Origin of the sequence: Croceibacter atlanticus HTCC2559, from assembly GCF_000196315.1 — a bacterium.
Classification (GTDB): Bacteria; Bacteroidota; Bacteroidia; order Flavobacteriales; family Flavobacteriaceae; genus Croceibacter; species Croceibacter atlanticus.
The window spans coordinates 990745-1007355 of sequence record NC_014230.1; the positions used below are offsets into that span (position 1 = coordinate 990745).

The 16611-nt window shown below is 34.8% G+C and carries 14 protein-coding genes; 11 read left to right on the forward strand and 3 right to left on the reverse strand.

What is annotated here, in order from left to right; genetic code table 11:
- The first annotated feature begins 20 nt into the window (after positions 1-20).
- The 6 genes from CA2559_RS04375 to murI all read left to right on the forward strand — a co-directional run bounded on the left by CA2559_RS04375 (position 21) and on the right by murI (position 6224).
- Complete coding sequence (locus CA2559_RS04375) at positions 21-1529, forward strand: SGNH/GDSL hydrolase family protein (RefSeq protein ID WP_013186636.1); 1509 nt, start codon at positions 21-23, stop codon at positions 1527-1529.
- Between the two features lie 66 nt (positions 1530-1595).
- The gene (locus CA2559_RS04380) at positions 1596-1943 is read left to right on the forward strand and encodes a phage holin family protein (RefSeq protein ID WP_013186637.1); all 348 of its coding nucleotides are present in this window, start codon (positions 1596-1598) and stop codon (positions 1941-1943) included.
- Positions 1944-2024: 81 nt separating this feature from the next.
- On the forward strand, positions 2025-3347 hold the full coding sequence (gene tig / locus CA2559_RS04385) for a trigger factor (protein WP_013186638.1): 1323 nt from the start codon (positions 2025-2027) through the stop codon (positions 3345-3347).
- A gap of 89 nt (positions 3348-3436) precedes the next feature.
- Positions 3437-4111, forward strand: coding sequence for an ATP-dependent Clp endopeptidase proteolytic subunit ClpP (gene clpP, locus CA2559_RS04390; RefSeq protein WP_013186639.1), 675 nt, complete (start codon positions 3437-3439; stop codon positions 4109-4111).
- Positions 4112-4131: 20 nt separating this feature from the next.
- Positions 4132-5364, forward strand: a complete 1233-nt coding sequence (gene clpX, locus CA2559_RS04395) for an ATP-dependent Clp protease ATP-binding subunit ClpX (protein ID WP_013186640.1) — start codon at positions 4132-4134, stop codon at positions 5362-5364.
- A 68-nt stretch (positions 5365-5432) separates the two neighbouring features.
- A complete protein-coding gene (gene murI, locus CA2559_RS04400; RefSeq protein WP_013186641.1) occupies positions 5433-6224 on the forward strand; it encodes a glutamate racemase in 792 nt (263 codons plus the stop codon).
- On the opposite strand, the gene CA2559_RS04405 is transcribed toward murI, so the two are convergent.
- Together CA2559_RS04405 and brnQ are read right to left on the reverse strand one after the other, a co-directional pair.
- Complete coding sequence (locus CA2559_RS04405) at positions 6221-7564, reverse strand: cytochrome-c peroxidase (protein ID WP_013186642.1); 1344 nt, start codon at positions 7562-7564, stop codon at positions 6221-6223. The genes murI and CA2559_RS04405 overlap by 4 nt on opposite strands.
- A 60-nt stretch (positions 7565-7624) precedes the next feature.
- Entirely contained in the window at positions 7625-8902 is a 1278-nt protein-coding gene (brnQ, locus tag CA2559_RS04410) for a branched-chain amino acid transport system II carrier protein (protein ID WP_013186643.1), read from the reverse strand.
- Positions 8903-8938: 36 nt separating this feature from the next.
- On the opposite strand from brnQ, the gene CA2559_RS04415 reads away from it, so the two are divergent.
- Positions 8939-9730 (forward strand): alpha/beta fold hydrolase, encoded by a 792-nt coding sequence (locus CA2559_RS04415; RefSeq protein ID WP_013186644.1) that lies wholly within the window; start codon positions 8939-8941, stop codon positions 9728-9730.
- On the opposite strand, the gene thiL is transcribed toward CA2559_RS04415, so the two are convergent.
- Complete coding sequence (thiL, locus tag CA2559_RS04420) at positions 9690-10742, reverse strand: thiamine-phosphate kinase (protein ID WP_041240911.1); 1053 nt, start codon at positions 10740-10742, stop codon at positions 9690-9692. The two genes, CA2559_RS04415 and thiL, sit on opposite strands and share 41 nt — an antisense overlap.
- Before the next feature lie 48 nt (positions 10743-10790).
- On the opposite strand from thiL, the gene CA2559_RS04425 reads away from it, so the two are divergent.
- The 4 genes from CA2559_RS04425 (at position 10791) to CA2559_RS04440 (ending at position 16603) form a co-directional block, all read left to right on the forward strand.
- Positions 10791-12200 (forward strand): choice-of-anchor B family protein, encoded by a 1410-nt coding sequence (locus CA2559_RS04425; RefSeq protein ID WP_013186646.1) that lies wholly within the window; start codon positions 10791-10793, stop codon positions 12198-12200.
- 174 nt (positions 12201-12374) lie between these two features.
- Complete coding sequence (locus tag CA2559_RS04430; RefSeq protein WP_013186647.1) at positions 12375-13880, forward strand: choice-of-anchor B family protein; 1506 nt, start codon at positions 12375-12377, stop codon at positions 13878-13880.
- Positions 13881-15155 carry a choice-of-anchor B family protein gene (locus tag CA2559_RS04435; RefSeq protein ID WP_013186648.1) on the forward strand — a complete coding sequence of 425 codons (1275 nt, stop codon included), beginning with the start codon at positions 13881-13883 and terminating at the stop codon, positions 15153-15155.
- Positions 15156-15157: 2 nt separating this feature from the next.
- Entirely contained in the window at positions 15158-16603 is a 1446-nt protein-coding gene (locus CA2559_RS04440) for a hypothetical protein (protein WP_013186649.1), read from the forward strand.
- The last annotated feature ends 8 nt before the right edge of the window (positions 16604-16611 follow it).

Here is a 16611-nt window from a genome sequence, read left to right on the forward strand (position 1 = left end):
CACATTATATAAATTAGCATATGAAAAACTATATAAAATACTTTGCAATTCTTGCCTTAGGCTTTGTAGCTTGTGAGCCAGAATTAGACAATCCTATTGAAGATGGAGGCGTGTATGACTCTGGTGATGCAGACTTCTCTAACTTTGTTGCAGTTGGTAACTCTTTAACTGCAGGTTTTGCAGATAATGCATTATACCTTCAAGCACAACAAAGTTCTTATCCAAACATTCTTGCAAATCAATTTTCACTTTTAGGTGGCGGCGAGTTTACGCAACCATTAGTAAATGATAATGCTGGAGGTTTACTATTAAGCGGTACTCAAATTACAGACAATCGTTTTGTGTTAGCTTTTGATGCTGCTGGTAATCCTGGTCCTGCTGTTTATACAGGACAAACTCCTACAACAGATATCTCAAACGTCCTAAGTGGACCATTTAATAATATGGGTGTACCAGGTGCTAAGAGTTTTCATTTAGGATTAGAAGGATATGGTAATGTAGCAAACTTTCCTGCTGCTGCTAACCCTTACTTTATAAGAATGGCATCTTCTCCAAACGCTACTGTTATAGGAGATGCTGTCTCTCAAAACCCAACATTCTTTGCGCTTTGGATAGGTAATAATGATGTATTAAGCTATGCTACAACTGGTGGTATAGGTGTTGATCAAACAGGAAATTTTGATCCTACAACTTATGGATCTAATGATATTACAGACCCAAATGTATTTGCACAGGTTTATAGCGGTTATGTATCAGCTTTAGCTTCTAATGGAGCAAAAGGAGTTTTAGTTAATATTCCAGATGTAACTTCTATTCCATATTTTACAACTGTACCTACAAACCCAATACCTTTAGATGCGCCTACGGCTGCATTTGCTAACAACGCTTACACAGATTATAATAACGCAATTGCACTTTATGCATCATTTGGAGTAATATCGCAAGAAGAAGCAGCGCGACGCAATATTAGTTTTCAGGCAGGTCAAAATGGAGCTGTAATCTTAGACGAAACATTAACGCCATTGGTAAACCCAACAGATGGATCTCAAATTCCACCATTACGTCAATCTGCGTCAGGTGATTTAATTACATTACCAGCAGCATCTGTATTAGGAACATTAGCTAACCCAGATGATCAAACATCTGTAATTGGTGTAGCAGTTCCTTTACAAGATCAATTTGTTTTAATTCCAGAAGAGCAAACTTCAATTTCAAATGCATCTGCAGCTTACAATGCAACGATTCAAGGTTTAGCAGAAGCTAACGGCTTGGCTTATGTTGATGCTAGAGCAGAATTAAATGCAGTAGCAAATGGAGGCATTAGTTTTGATGGCGGTACAATTACATCTGTATTTGCAACAGGAGGTGCATTTTCTTTAGATGGTGTACACCCAACGCCAAGAGGATATGCATTTACAGCTAACGCTATTATAGATGCGATTAACTCTACTTATAATGCTACTGTGCCAAAAGTTAATATTGGTTCTTATAGCACTGTTAACTTAAGTAATAGTGTTGGTGGAAACTAATTAGATAAAATTTATTAAATTTATAAAAGCGCTTCAAATTAATGAAGCGCTTTTTTTAATGATACTATGAAATTTATATTAAGACTTTTACTAACTGCATTAGCAGTTGTTTTATTAGCAAAACTCCTTCCAGGTATAACAGTTACGGGATACTTAAGTGCAATTATCGTTGCAGTGGTGTTGGCATTACTTAAATTAATTGTAAGACCTGTTTTAGTTATACTAACACTACCAATTACTGTGTTAACATTAGGGCTTTTCCTATTGATTATAAATGCAGTAATTATTTTACTTGCAGATGCTTTTATTGATGGTTTTGCGGTAAGTGGTTTTTGGATAGCATTAGTGTTTAGTATCTTATTATCTATTATTCAATCTATATTGTTCTCTGTATTAGATACAGACAACGACTAATTAAGGCACAGCATTTTAGGAGTTGTAGGGTCTCAAGAAAAGCCGTATTTTTGCACTCCAATTTTTAAGAGGTTTTACAGAATGAATATCAAAAGAGAAGACATCGACTCGTTAAATGCAATAGTAACAGTTGATATTGCTAAAGAAGATTACAGCGAAAACGTAGAGAAAATACTAAAGAACTACCGTAAGACTGCTAATATACCTGGTTTTAGAAAAGGCCAAGTTCCTATGGGAATGGTAAAAAAGCAATATGGTAAAGCTGTATTGGTAGATGAAGTAAACAAATTACTAGATCAAGCCTTAAACAAATATTTAACCGAAGAAAAGTTAGATGTTTTAGGAAATCCACTTCCAAAAGAACAAGCAAACTTTGATTGGGATGCAGATGACTATAAATTTGAATTCGAACTTGGTTTAACTCCAGAGTTTGAATTAGATCTTCAGCCAAAAAAGGCAATAACATCTTATAAAATCATTGCAGATGATAAGATGATTGATAGCCAGATAGAGCGTATACAAAAGCAATACGGTAAACTTGAAGCTAAAGATACAGTTGCTGAAGGTGATCTTGTTGCTGGTACTTTTAAAAATGAAGAAGAAGGTATAGAAAACACAACTACGCTTCCTTTAGAAAAGCTAAAAGGCAAAGCAAACCTTAAAAAGTTTGTGGGAGCTAAAGTTGGAGATACTATTAGCCTTAAAACAAAAGGTCTTTTTGAAGATGATCATGACCTAATGGAATTCCTTAAAGTTGAACATGACAAAGCACATGGTCTAGATATTCCAGTAACATTTGAAATCACAGAAGCAAACAAGCAAATTCCTGCAGAACTTGATCAAGAATTATTTGACAAGCTTTTTGGTAAGGATACAGTGAAAACTGTGACTGAGATGAAAGAAAAAATCAAGGAAGATGCAGAAGGGCAGTTTAAGCAACAGAGCGATCAGCAATTATTAACTGATGTTTCTGAGTATCTTATTGAGAACACAAAATTCGATTTGCCAGCAGAATTTCTTCAGCGTTGGATAAAAGCAACATCAGAAGAAGAAATCACTTTAGAGCAATCTAAAGAAGAATATGAAAAAAGTGAAAAAGGGCTACGTTTTCAGTTAATTGAAGCAAAGCTAATAAAGGACAACAACCTTAACGTTAACTTTGAAGATCTTAAAGCTTTTGCTAAAGATCGTATTAAGATGCAGATGGCACAATTTGGTCAGATGAATCCTTCAGATAAAGAGTTAGAAGATATTGCTGCACGTGTACTAGGTAACCAAGATGAGGTTAAGCGTATGACAGAGCAGTTAATGAATGAACGTCTTTTAGGATTCTACAAAGAAAACGTGAAACTTAAAGAAAAAGAAATGAGCTACGAAGATTTCGTAAAGGAAGTTTACGAATAGTCGTTTAGCAGAATTAATAGTATCTTTAAAGCGTTAAGTCTGTTATAGGTTTAACGCTTTTTTTGTCAAAAAAGAAAAAGAAATTATCTATGGATTACGGAAAAGAATTTGAAAAATACGCAACGAAACATCACGGTATAAATAGCAATTATTATAATGATATTGTTAGTAGCATGATTCCAGTAGGGCTAACTCCAAATATTATTGAAGAACGCCAGATGAACATAGCAATTTTTGATGTGTTTTCTAGGCTAATGATGGATCGTATTATATTTCTAGGTACAGGAATTAACGACCAAGTTGCTAACATTGTACAAGCACAACTATTATTTTTAGAAAGTACAGATGCAAATAAGGATATTCAAATTTACATAAACTCACCAGGCGGAAGCGTTTATGCAGGTCTTGGTATTTATGATACTATGCAGTTTATAAAGCCAGATGTTGCAACTATCTGTACTGGTATGGCAGCTTCTATGGGTGCTGTGCTTTTATGTGCAGGCGCAGAAGGTAAGCGTAGTGGTTTGCCTCATTCAAGAGTTATGATACACCAACCTTTAGGAGGTGCACAAGGACAAGCAAGTGATATAGAAATTACAGCAAGAGAGATTCTTACGTTAAAAGAAGAGCTTTATAAAATTATCTCTAAGCATAGTGGTCAACCTTATGATAAAGTTTATGAGGATAGTGATCGTGACTATTGGATGAAAGCAGATAAAGCCAAGGAATATGGTATGATTGATGAAGTGCTTAAAAGAGAATAAGCAGAAACTAAAAAAAAGTTATGGCTAAGGAAACCTTAGAATGCTCGTTTTGCGGGAGAAAAAAACCTGAAACCAATTTATTAATTGCTGGGTTAGATGCACATATTTGTGATAGGTGTATTGAACAGGCACATGGTATAGTTTTAGAAGAATCTAAACAAGATGCTACAGGAGAGCTTACTACAGAGTTAAAATTAAGAAAGCCTCATGCAATAAAGGCCTTTTTAGATGGGTATGTTATTGGGCAGGAACACACTAAGCGTGTTATGTCTGTAGCGGTATATAACCACTATAAGCGTTTGTTGCAACAACCAAGTGATGATGATATTGAGATACAAAAAAGTAATATCATTATGGTTGGTCAAACAGGTACAGGAAAGACGCTTATTGCTAAAACCATTGCAAAGATGTTAAACGTACCTCTTGCAATAGTTGATGCTACTGTTTTAACTGAAGCTGGTTATGTAGGAGAAGATGTAGAGAGTATATTAACGCGCTTATTACAGGCAGCAGATTATAATCTGGAAAAAGCACAGCAAGGTATTGTCTTTATAGATGAAATAGATAAAATTGCTAGAAAGAGTGATAATCCATCTATTACTAGAGATGTTTCTGGAGAAGGTGTGCAGCAAGCATTATTAAAACTTTTAGAAGGTACAACGGTAAATGTACCACCTAAAGGAGGAAGAAAACATCCAGACCAAAAGTTTATTGAGGTAGATACCGAGAACATTCTTTTTATAGCTGGTGGAGCTTTTGATGGTATAGATAGAAAGATTACTAAGCGTTTAAATATGCAGGCAGTTGGCTTTAGCGCATCTCTTAGTGAAGATCAAATTGAGAGAGATAATTTATTAAAGTATATTATACCTAAAGATTTAAAAGATTTTGGTTTAATACCAGAAATTATAGGACGCTTGCCAGTACTAACTTATATGAATCCTTTAGATAAAGGTACTTTAAGAGCAATACTTACAGAGCCTAAAAATGCCATTATTAAGCAATATAAAAAGTTGTTTGAGATGGATGAGGTAGATTTTCATATTACAGATGGAGCCTTAGATTATATTGTTGAAAAAGCTATTGAATATCAATTAGGTGCCAGAGGTTTACGATCGCTTTGTGAAGAAATATTTACAGATGCAATGTTTGACCTTCCAGATAGTGATGAAAAAGAATTTAAAGTAACTAAAGCTTATGCTGAGGAGAAATTAAATAAATCTATTATTAAAAAATTGAAAGCTGTATCATAAGTTTAAAATTGTATAATATTATTTCATAAAACTGCGCTTTTTTAAAGCGCAGTTTTTATTTTTAGGATATGCAAAACAATGCACCTATAGGTATTTTTGATTCGGGAGTTGGAGGTACCTCAATATGGAGAGAAATTCATCAATTACTGCCTTTAGAGCAGACAATCTATCTTGCAGACAGTAAATATGCTCCTTATGGTGAAAAAACTAAAGATGAGATTGTTGAACTTAGTATTAAGAATACAGAAAAGCTAATTAGCTTAGGTGCTAAAGTAATTATTGTGGCTTGCAATACAGCAACTACTAATGCCATAAAGCATTTAAGAGCAAATTACACATTACCAATAATAGCTATAGAGCCTGCTATAAAACCTGCAGCATTAAATACTAAAACCAAAGCAGTAGGAATACTTGCTACTCAAGGCACTTTAAACAGTGAGTTATTTACACAAACATCAGAGCTATATGCGAGAGATATAGATATTATTGAAGTCTTTGGTAAAGGTCTTGTACCTGAAATTGAAGCTGGCCGACAGGATGGAAAAGAGGTTGAGCGTTTGCTTAAATTATATCTAAAACCAATGCTGGATAAAAATATTGATTACTTGGTTTTGGGTTGCAGCCATTACCCGTATTTAATTCCTAAGCTTAAAGAATTGCTTCCTAAAACAGTAACAATAATAGATTCTGGCTTGGCAGTTGCAAGGCAAACAAAAGCAGTTTTAGAACATTATAATTTATCTGCTATTTCTCCACAGCCAGCACCAATATTTTATACTAATTCTGACAATTTAGAACCCTTAAGACAAATTGTAAATACAGATGAAAAGCGTTATTCTATACACTATTTAGATTTTTAATTGCAACCTAAATCAATTCTAGATTGCTCATCATTGTTAGGAAAACAATTACCAGAGTTAACTGTGTTGGGAACATAGCGTAATAAATCTGGGTCTCTTAAAGCGTCTTTTAGGAAAGCTGTTAGGTCTGTTATTTCATCACTCGTTAAATTTGAAGAACCAAATTGCGAAGCTAGTTGCGTAGAAGGAACTTCAGCGCTTTGTGCTACACCATTGTTCTTGTACTCTACAACCTCTCTAATGGTTGAAAACGTTCCGCCATGACCAAATGCACCAGCATCTGCTAAGTTATATAGCGTAGGTGTTTTAAATTTATAATCATCATCTGGGTTTTGTGTAAAACCACCACGGCCTTTTTTAACGCTTTCAAAATCAATAGATGGTAAAACCATGGCTTCTAGAGAACCGTCAAAATCTCCAAAACCAAACGCGTGAAACTCTTGGTCTTTTAGTGCAGGACCATTGTGACATTGGTAGCATAAACCTTTATCGAAAAATAGATTTGCACCTCTTTTCTGTTGATCATTTAATGCTTCTAAATCTCCTTTTAAATACTCTTGCCAAGGCGCTTGGTTTGCAAGAATTGTTCTATTAAAAGCTGCAATTGCTAAAGCAGCTGTTTTTCTAGTATAACGTTCAGATTGTGGAATGTTATAAAATGCAGCATCAAACATCGTTCTGTAGTTATAGGAATCTACAAACTCTTCATTAACTTTTAAACGGTGTTCTAGCTGGCCTTGCATAGCTTGTACCTCTACGCCTTGAAAACCTTCAGCATTTTCTGGAATATGATCCCATTGAGCTTCGGTACCTGCATTTGTTCCGGTGCCGCCAAATTGCCCATTCCATAACATAACATCTTGATAAGCTAAGTTTAAAAGTGTTGGTGGCCTTACTGCTTGTATATCTACTGAGTCTAGTGGCATTTCAGTATTAAATGTTCTTCCTTCGCCATTAACTCCAAAACCAATGCCGCCTTCTCCAATACCTTGTCGTCTTCCTGAGAAAAATCCAGAAGCTACAGGATGGCAAGTTGCACAGGTGTATTGCCCGTTCATTTCATCCATTTTGGGATTGCCGCCTAGAGCAGTTTCATGAAGTAATAGTTTCCCTAAAGCTACTTTTTCTGCCGTAATTGGATTTAGTGGATCTTGAGGTATTCGGGAAAAATCATCACTATCTGGAAGAAGGTAATATGATGTGCCAACGCCGTTAGAAGCATTAATAAGATTAGTGATGAGCTCATCATCTAAATCGCTTGTATAGCTTTCATAATTAGCGTTTTCTGTTTGGCAGGATGACAAAACGATAACTAATACCAATGCGTAAAATACCTTCATATAAACGGATGTTAATAAGACGTTAAAGTTATAATTAACATGTGATATATACAAGAGCTCTTAAGTGATTGGTTTTCTTAGTGTTATTAAGTACCCAATACCAAAAGCAAAGGCAGCAGGAATAAGCCATCCGAGACCAAAATTAGATAAAGGTATGCTGTTAGAAATTGTAGATATTACCTGAGAATCTGGAGCTATAACTTTTAAAGCGTCTGGTATACTAAATATAGAAGTGAAAATAACAACTAACTTCATGATTAGTTGATGCCTTAGTTTATCTGAAAGTATATTAAGAATTATTAATACTATGGTTAGTGGATAAACTAGCATAAGGATTGGTAATGCAAGAGTAATAATAAAATCTACTGAAAATGCGCCGACTACAATACCAAACAAACACGCAGTAGTAACACTTGTAATATAGGAGTACTTATATTTAAATTGGTCTGAGAAAAAATCTGCAGTACCTGTTACTATACCTACAGCAGTAGTAAAGCAAGCTAAAGATACCAGAATTGCAAGGCAAATACTTGCATAAGGCCCAAGTGTTAAACTGCTTATGCCAGATAATAATTGTGTTCTTGTAACGTCTTCACTAAAAAGATGTCCAAATAATGCACCTTCATAAATTAATCCGCAATAAATTATGAGTAATCCTAATGCAGATATTATTGCGGCTTTTGTTATTAATTTTTTAGCTTCAACTTGATTGTTGTAGCCTTTAAGTTTTACCGAGATAATTATCACACCGCCAACAACCAATGCGCCAATAGCATCAAAAGTTTGGTAGCCTTCAAAAAAACCGTCAAGTATTGGAGTTTTGAGTGAAGATACTTTCATAGTTTCAGTATCCTCAAAAATTCCGAAGAAAATCATTCCTAATATTAAAATAAGAATAGCAGGAGTTATGTACTTTCCAATGTTATTTAATACAGTAGATCTTTTGGCAACAAATATGAAGACCAGTCCAAAATATAAAATGCTAACGGCTAACGGTGAGATGTTAAAGAATGGTTCAAAAGCCATCTCATAAGTAAATGCTGCAGTTCTCGGCGAAGGTATTGCAGCAGAAATGCTATATATAAAAATGCAGAAAATAAGACTAAAGACTTTAGAGACAGGTTTTCCAAAATCATACATTGTACCTTGTATTCTTGCATGAGCAAAAATACCTAGTAAAGGTATTCCTATAGCTGTGATTATAAACCCGATTGCTACTAAATACCATTCTTGGCCTGCTAAAAAACCTAACATAGGTGGTAGTACAATATTACCTACACCAAAGAACAGTGCAAATAATGCAAAACCTACTATAAAATCATCTTTGCGTAATCCCATTTAAAATCGAAACTTTGTGCAATATATACTTTTTGGATGATTATAAATTTTAGAGGAACGCAAATACATTATAATGTAGAAGGAAAAGGAGATGCTCTTGTTTTGCTTCATGGCTTTTTAGAAAGTAGTACAATGTGGAACTCATTAATGCCTGTACTTTCTAAGAGGTTTAAGATTATAGCTGTTGATTTGCCAGGTCATGGAAAAAGTGGGGTTTTTGGAGACATACATTCAATGCAATTAATGGCAGATTGTATTTTAGAAATTCTTAGAACTGAAGATGTAAAAAATGCTCATTTTGTAGGGCACTCTATGGGCGGATATGTTGCATTGGCATATTTAAAAAATAACTTAGAGCAGGTAACTTCAATAACATTATTAAACTCAACTCCTTCAGAAGATTCTATATCTAGAAAGAAAAACAGAGAGCGAGCTGTACAACTCATAAAAAAATATCCTCAAGCATTTATTAGTATGGGTGTTACTAATTTGTTTGCCAATGAAAAAGCATCAATATATGAGGAAACAATCAAAGCCATGAAAGCTGAGGCAAATACATATCCTATTGATGGTATTATAGCAAATATAAAAGGAATGAAGACACGAGAAGATACACGAGAGTTGCTACGTAACTATAAAGGCCAAAAAAATATTATTACAGGAAAAGAAGATCCTATTGTTTTATTTAATGAAATTAAAAACATAGCAAAAGTAACAGATAGTAAACTATATTCACTTTCTGGAGGACATATGAGTCATATTGAAGCTAAAAATGAAGTCTTAGATATTATTCTTCGTCTTGAAGCGCATTCCAGCCACGTGCAGTAAGTTCTATTTGCTGATTGCCTCTAGTAATAAGATGCTTTCCTTCAGATTCTGGTTTCATATGGCCTATGATTGAAAAATTAGGGTTGCCTTTAATTTTTTCAAAATCTTTTTGGTCTACTGTAAATAAGAGTTCGTAATCTTCGCCACCACTTAATGCTATTGTTGTGCTATCTAAATTAAACTCCTCACAAACAGTTATCATGCTAGGGTCTAATGGTATCTTATCCTCAAATAAGTTAACACCAACGTTAGAGTGTTTGCATAAGTGTAAAGTTTCAGAAGACAAACCATCGCTTATATCTATCATAGATGTTGGCTTAACTTCTAACACATTTAAAAGTTCCTTGATGTCCTTGCGGGCTTCAGGTTTCATTTGTCGCTCTAACAAATAGGTATAAGGAGATAGGTCTGGTTGGTTATTAGGATTTACCTTGAAAACTTCCTTTTCTCTTTCTAAAATTTGAAAGCCCATATAAGCTGCGCCTAAGTCGCCACTTACTACCAATAAATCATTTGGCTTGGCACCACTTCTGTAAGTTACCTCTTCTTCTTTGGCGTGACCTACAGCAGTAACAGAAATTATTAATCCAGATGTTGAAGACGTAGTGTCTCCACCTACTAAATCTACATCATAAATTTTACAAGCTAAGTGAATACCAGAATAAAGCTCTTCTAATGCTTCTAAAGGAAATCTGTTTGAAACTGCTATTGATACTGTAACCTGAGTAGCCTTAGCATTCATAGCATAAATATCCGATAAGTTTACCATTACTGCTTTATAGCCTAAATGCTTTAAAGGCATATAAGACAAGTCAAAATGTACACCTTCAATTAAGAAATCTGTAGACACTAGTGTTTGTTCACCGTTAAAATCTAAAACTGCAGCATCATCTCCAACACCTTTTTTAGAAGACGTGTTTTTTAATTCAACATTGTCCATTAAGTGATCTATAAGTCCAAATTCTCCTAGTGAGGACAGGCTGGTTTTGCTAATATCTTTATTGTCAAACATTATCATATATTTACGAGCCACAAAATTAAAGTATTAAACCACAAAACCATGAAGCACCTATTACTTTCTTTATTTTTTATTTCATGCCTCTCATTTTCACAAACACCTTGCGAAAATGGCTTTGCAGGAATATACCCTTGCAGCGGTTACGATTTAGTCTCTGAAATTAGCTTATCAACGCTTTCTGCAACTGCTAGTTTAGCAAATGATTCTTGGGGATGGACAGATCCAGATACTGGTAATGAATATGCAATTGTAGGCTTGAGTAACGGTACTGCTTTTATAGATATTTCAGATCCAGTAAATCCAGAACACTTGGGCACGCTACCTACACAAACATTTAATAGTTCATGGAGAGATGTGAAAGTTTACAATAACCACGCATTTATTGTGAGCGAAGCTGCTAATCATGGAATGCAGGTATTCGACTTAACCAAATTAAGAAATGTAAACATATCTACTTTTTTATTTGCAGACGCTGTGTATAGTGAGTTTGGGAATGCGCACAACATTGTTATAAATGAAGACTCTGGTTATGCTTATGCTGTAGGGACCAATACATTTAATGGCGGTCCTCACTTTATTAATATACAAGATCCTCAAAACCCTGTAGCAGCTGGTGGTTTCGCTATGGATGACTATAGTCACGATGCTCAAGTAGTAACATATAATGGGCCAGATACAGAGCACGTAGGGAAAGAGATACTTATTGGTAGTAATGCCAGTATTGTTTCCATAGTAGATATTTCAGATAAATCTAATCCGGTTTCTATCTCTACAACATCCTATGGTCAAGTAGGTTACACGCACCAAGGTTGGTTTACAGAAGATCAACGCTATTTTATACTTGGTGATGAGCTTGATGAAACAGAAGTTGGATTCAATACAAGAACAATAGTGTATGATTTAAACGATTTAGATAATCCAGTTATTCACTTTGAATACTTTGGACCAACGTCTGCCATAGACCATAATGGTTATGTAAATGGGGATAATTTTTACCTTGCTAACTACAGAGCTGGTGTAAGAGTTTTAGATGTCTCGAATATTGCAGCTGGCGAAATGACAGAGATTGGTTTTTTTGATACTTATTTGGCTAATGACAGTGCTAACTTTAATGGTGCTTGGAATGTTTATCCTTATTTTGAGAGCGGCAATATCTTAATAAGTGATATAGAACGTGGCTTTGTTTTAATAAAAAAGAGTGAGGAAGTATTAAATGTTTCTGAAGTTGATAATGAGGAGACATTTAATATTTATCCTAACCCAACTACCAATTACTTAAAAATATCATCTAACAATGCATTAAGCTCAATTGAAGTTTATAACGTTTTAGGAGAAATGGTGTTACAAGAAACAACAAGTTTAAAAGAATATACACTAAATGTAGAGCACCTGAGCCAAGGTGTGTATGTTCTTAATATAAATGGAAAAGCAACTAAATTTATAAAGAGCTAATATTAAAATTACAATGCACGCACTGTAAAATTCGATTAACTGAGTTTTTTATCGACAATACTAAGTGAAGCCGCTATCTGCGGCTTTTTTTTATGCCTTAATTAACAGCGATTTATATCGTAAAACTATCTCTTGAGTTAAATTGCAAGGTGATAATTGAAAATCTTAATTCCCATGAAAAAATCTCTACTTTTTATTGCCTTATTAACTATTTGTAACCTGAATGCTCAACTATTTGAATGTATTGGTGATGAAACTGCTGGTATAGGAACAGCAGGACCTTATTTATGTAATGGTTATGATCTTATGGCACAAATTACCTTAACAGAATTTGATGCTGCTTTAGACTTAGGTCCAGCAACACCACCATCAACAGGTAGTGATTCTTGGGGATGGACAGATCCAGCTTCTGGAAGAGAATTTGCAATAATGTCATTTACTGAAGGCTTTGCCTTTGTTGAGATTACAGATCCAGAGAATCCAGTAATAACAGCTTCTGTTCCAATTACATCTACAGACGTACAAAGACTTTGGAGAGATGTAAAAGTATACAACAATCATGCATTCATGGTTGGAGAAGATGCAGATCAAGGTATGAAGGTGTTTAACCTTAATAGATTACTTACGGTTACTAATCCACCAGAAATTTTTGAACCAGATACATTTTTTCAAGGGTTTGGTAGTGCTCACAACATAGCGATAAATGAAGATTCTGGATATGCTTACCCTATAGGCGCAAGAGAATTTGGAGGTAGTGGCCAAGTCAATGGTGGCGGCCCAATCTTTATAAACATTCAAGACCCAGTAAATCCAGTTATTGAAGGCGGTTACGATTCAACAGACGATATGGTAAACTCCTATACTCACGATGCACAGGTTGTAATATATGATGGTCCAGATACAGATTATACAGGACAAGAAATTTATATGGGAGCTAATGAGTCTACAATGATAATTGCAGATATTACAGACAAGTCCAATCCGCAATATATTAGTGATATTTCATATGCGTCTGCAACTTACACACATCAAGGTTGGTTTAGTAAAGACAAGCGTTATTTTTTAATGGGTGATGAGTTAGATGAAATTATGAATGGTTTGCCAACTCGAATAGCAGTTTATAATGTAGAAGATTTAGACAATCCTTTTGTGCATTTTATTTGGGAAGGTCCAACTACCGCTACAGATCATAATATGTATATTATAGATGATACCCTATACTTAGCAAATTATGCAGCAGGTATGCGTGTTCTGGATATAAGTGATATTGACAATATGAATTTTGTTGAAATCGGCTTTTTTGATACGTTGCCAGGTAATGATGTAGCTGGAACAGCTTCAGCTTGGAATGTATATCCTTATTTCCCAAGCGGGAATTTAATTATTAGTGATGTAGCTGAAGGATTATTCATAGTTAAAAAAACAGAAAATCTTTCCGTAGAAGATATAAATAAAACAAATGTTACCATGTTCCCCAACCCTGCAAAAAACACTACAAATATAACTGTAGATGGTAATGTAATACAATCTATTAAAGTTTCAGACGTTCTTGGTAAAGAGATTTTTATGGTCTCTTCATTAAATAGTGATACTTTTACGCTTAATACAAGTAATTTTCAAACTGGCGTATATCTTATAACTATTAATGATAACGTCACAAAGAAACTAATAATAGAATAAATGAAAATAAAACACATTACCTGCTTAATTGTACTTTTTACATTTTTAATAACCCCATTTTCTTGTAGTGATGATGATGGAGTGCCTGTTACAGAAACTCCTACAGAAGAAGATCCTGGAGATGATGGCGGTGATGATGGTGGAGACAATGGCGGTAATGAAAATGCTGTTACTCCTTGCGAAGATGGCACTGCAGCAGGATATCCTTGTAATGGGATAGACCTTTTAGCAAATGTATCTTTACTTGAGATGAATGCAAATGATGGTAATGATTCTTGGGGATGGACAGATCCAGACTCAGGAAACGAGTATGCATTAATGGGATTAAATAATGGTACTGCTTTCTTAGATATTACAGACCCTTTAAACCCTGTGTATTTAGGGAAACTACCAACCCATACTACATCAAGTATATGGAGAGATGTAAAGACCTATAACAATCATGCATTTATTGTTAGTGAAGCTAATGGTCATGGAATGCAAGTGTTTGATTTAACAAGATTAAGAAATGTACAAAATCCTCCAGTACAGTTTACAGAAGATGCACATTATGATGGTTTTGGCGATGCTCATAATATTGTAATTAACGAGGATACTGGTTATGCTTACGCAGTAGGAACACAATTGTTTAATGGAGGTCCACACTTTATTAATATTCAAAACCCACTTAACCCAATTGGTGAAGGCGGCTTTGCTATGGATGATTATAGTCACGATGCTCAAGTTGTAACTTATACAGGTCCAGATACAGAACACTTAGGTAAAGAAATTTTAATAGGAAGTAATGAAACTATAATTTCAATAGTAGATATTACAGATAAATCTAACCCAATAGGATTGTCTACTATTTCTTATGAGCAAAGAGCATACACGCACCAAGGTTGGTTTACAGAAGATCAAAGTCATTTCATTTTAGGAGATGAGCTAGATGAGGCGCAAATAGGCTTTAATACAAGAACAATAATTTTCGACTTTAGTGATTTAGATAACCCACAATTTAAATTTGAATATTACGGTCCAGAAGCTGCAATAGATCATAATGGTTATGTAAAAGGAAATGAGTTTTACCTAGCTAATTATACAGCAGGTTTAAGAATTATAGATGTATCTTCAGTAGCATCTTCACAAATGCAAGAAACAGCTTATTTTGATACATATCCATCTTCAAATTCTGCAAACTTTAATGGCGTTTGGAATGTGTACCCTTATTTTTCAAGTGGTACAATACTTGTAAGTGATATAGATAGAGGTTTATTCCTCTTAAAGAAACAATAACAATGAATTTTATAATTACCCCAAACCGTTTTTTAGGCGCAATATTATCTGCACTAATAATAGCAATTAGCTTTTCGTGCTCTCAAGATGATAATGTAAATGTAAACAGCAATCCAGATGTTCCAGGCGAACCAGTAGAACCCGTAGAGGAAGTACCTGAATTTGCCGGAGAGCTAGATGTTGTAATGACTTATGGTGGGAGTAATCAAGATGAAGCAAAAGCTGTAGTTGAAACGCCAGACGGAAATTTTGTAATAGTAGGGACAACAAGAAGTACAGATGGTGACATTGTAGATAAAGAAGCACCAAATTTTGATGTTTGGTTATTTAAAGTAAACCCACAAGGAACCATATTGTGGTCTAAAACCTATGGAGGTACAAATGATGAATTTGGTGAAGATGTTATAGTTACAAATGATGGCGGTCTAGCTGTTATAGGCTATAATTCGAGTTCAGACGGAGACACCTCTTCAAATGCTGGTTTTTTTGACCATTGGTTATTAAAATTAGATGCTTCAGGAAATTTAGAATGGCAACAAAGCTATGGTTATGAAGGTCAAGACCAAGCATTTTCATTACTTCAAACAGATGATGGCGGCTTTTTCTTTGGTGGCTATTTTGATGTTTCTGCGAGTAATGGTAATGGTAATGATGGTTTTACGGCAACAAGCCAACAAGAGTCTTCAAACAACTTTACCAATAGTGCAGCATTGCATGGTGTTGGAGAATTTTGGGGCACCAAGGTAGATGCTTCTGGGACACTTCAGTTTAGAAGATATTTTGGGGGTTCAAGCAACGATAGGTGTTATGGAGTAATTGATACTGCAGATGGTGGCTATTTAATGGCTGGCGCTTCAGAAAGTACAGATTTTGATATTTCAAACAATAAAGGGAGTTATGACTTTTGGGTAGTTAAAGTTAATGCAGATAGAGAGCTAGAATGGCAACGTTCTTATGGAGGCTCTGAGATTGATATGGGCTTTGGCTTTACAGAAACTTTAGACGGAAATTACTTAATAACTGGAGATACAAGAAGTAGTGATCAAGACGTGTCTAACCTAAAAGGAAATGCAGACTTTTGGGCCGTAAAAATTAATGGCTCTGGAGATATAATTTGGGAAAACACATTTGGCGGAACTCAATTTGATGCTGCTAGAACAGTTGTGCAAATGTCTGATGGTCGCTTAGCTATTGCAGGCAGCTCAAGAAGTAATGATATAGATGTTGCAACAAATAATGGTCAAAACGACTGTTGGATAGCAATTGTAAGTTCTTCAGGAAATATCGACCAAACTTTTAGCGTTGGTGGTAGTGATTTAGACTTTTTATATGATATTTACCAGACCCAAAATAATGAACTTATAGCAGTGGGTTCTTCTTCAAGTAATGACCAAGATATTGTTCCAAACAGAGGAAGTTCAGACGTTGTTTTTATAAAAATCAATTAAATTTCAGA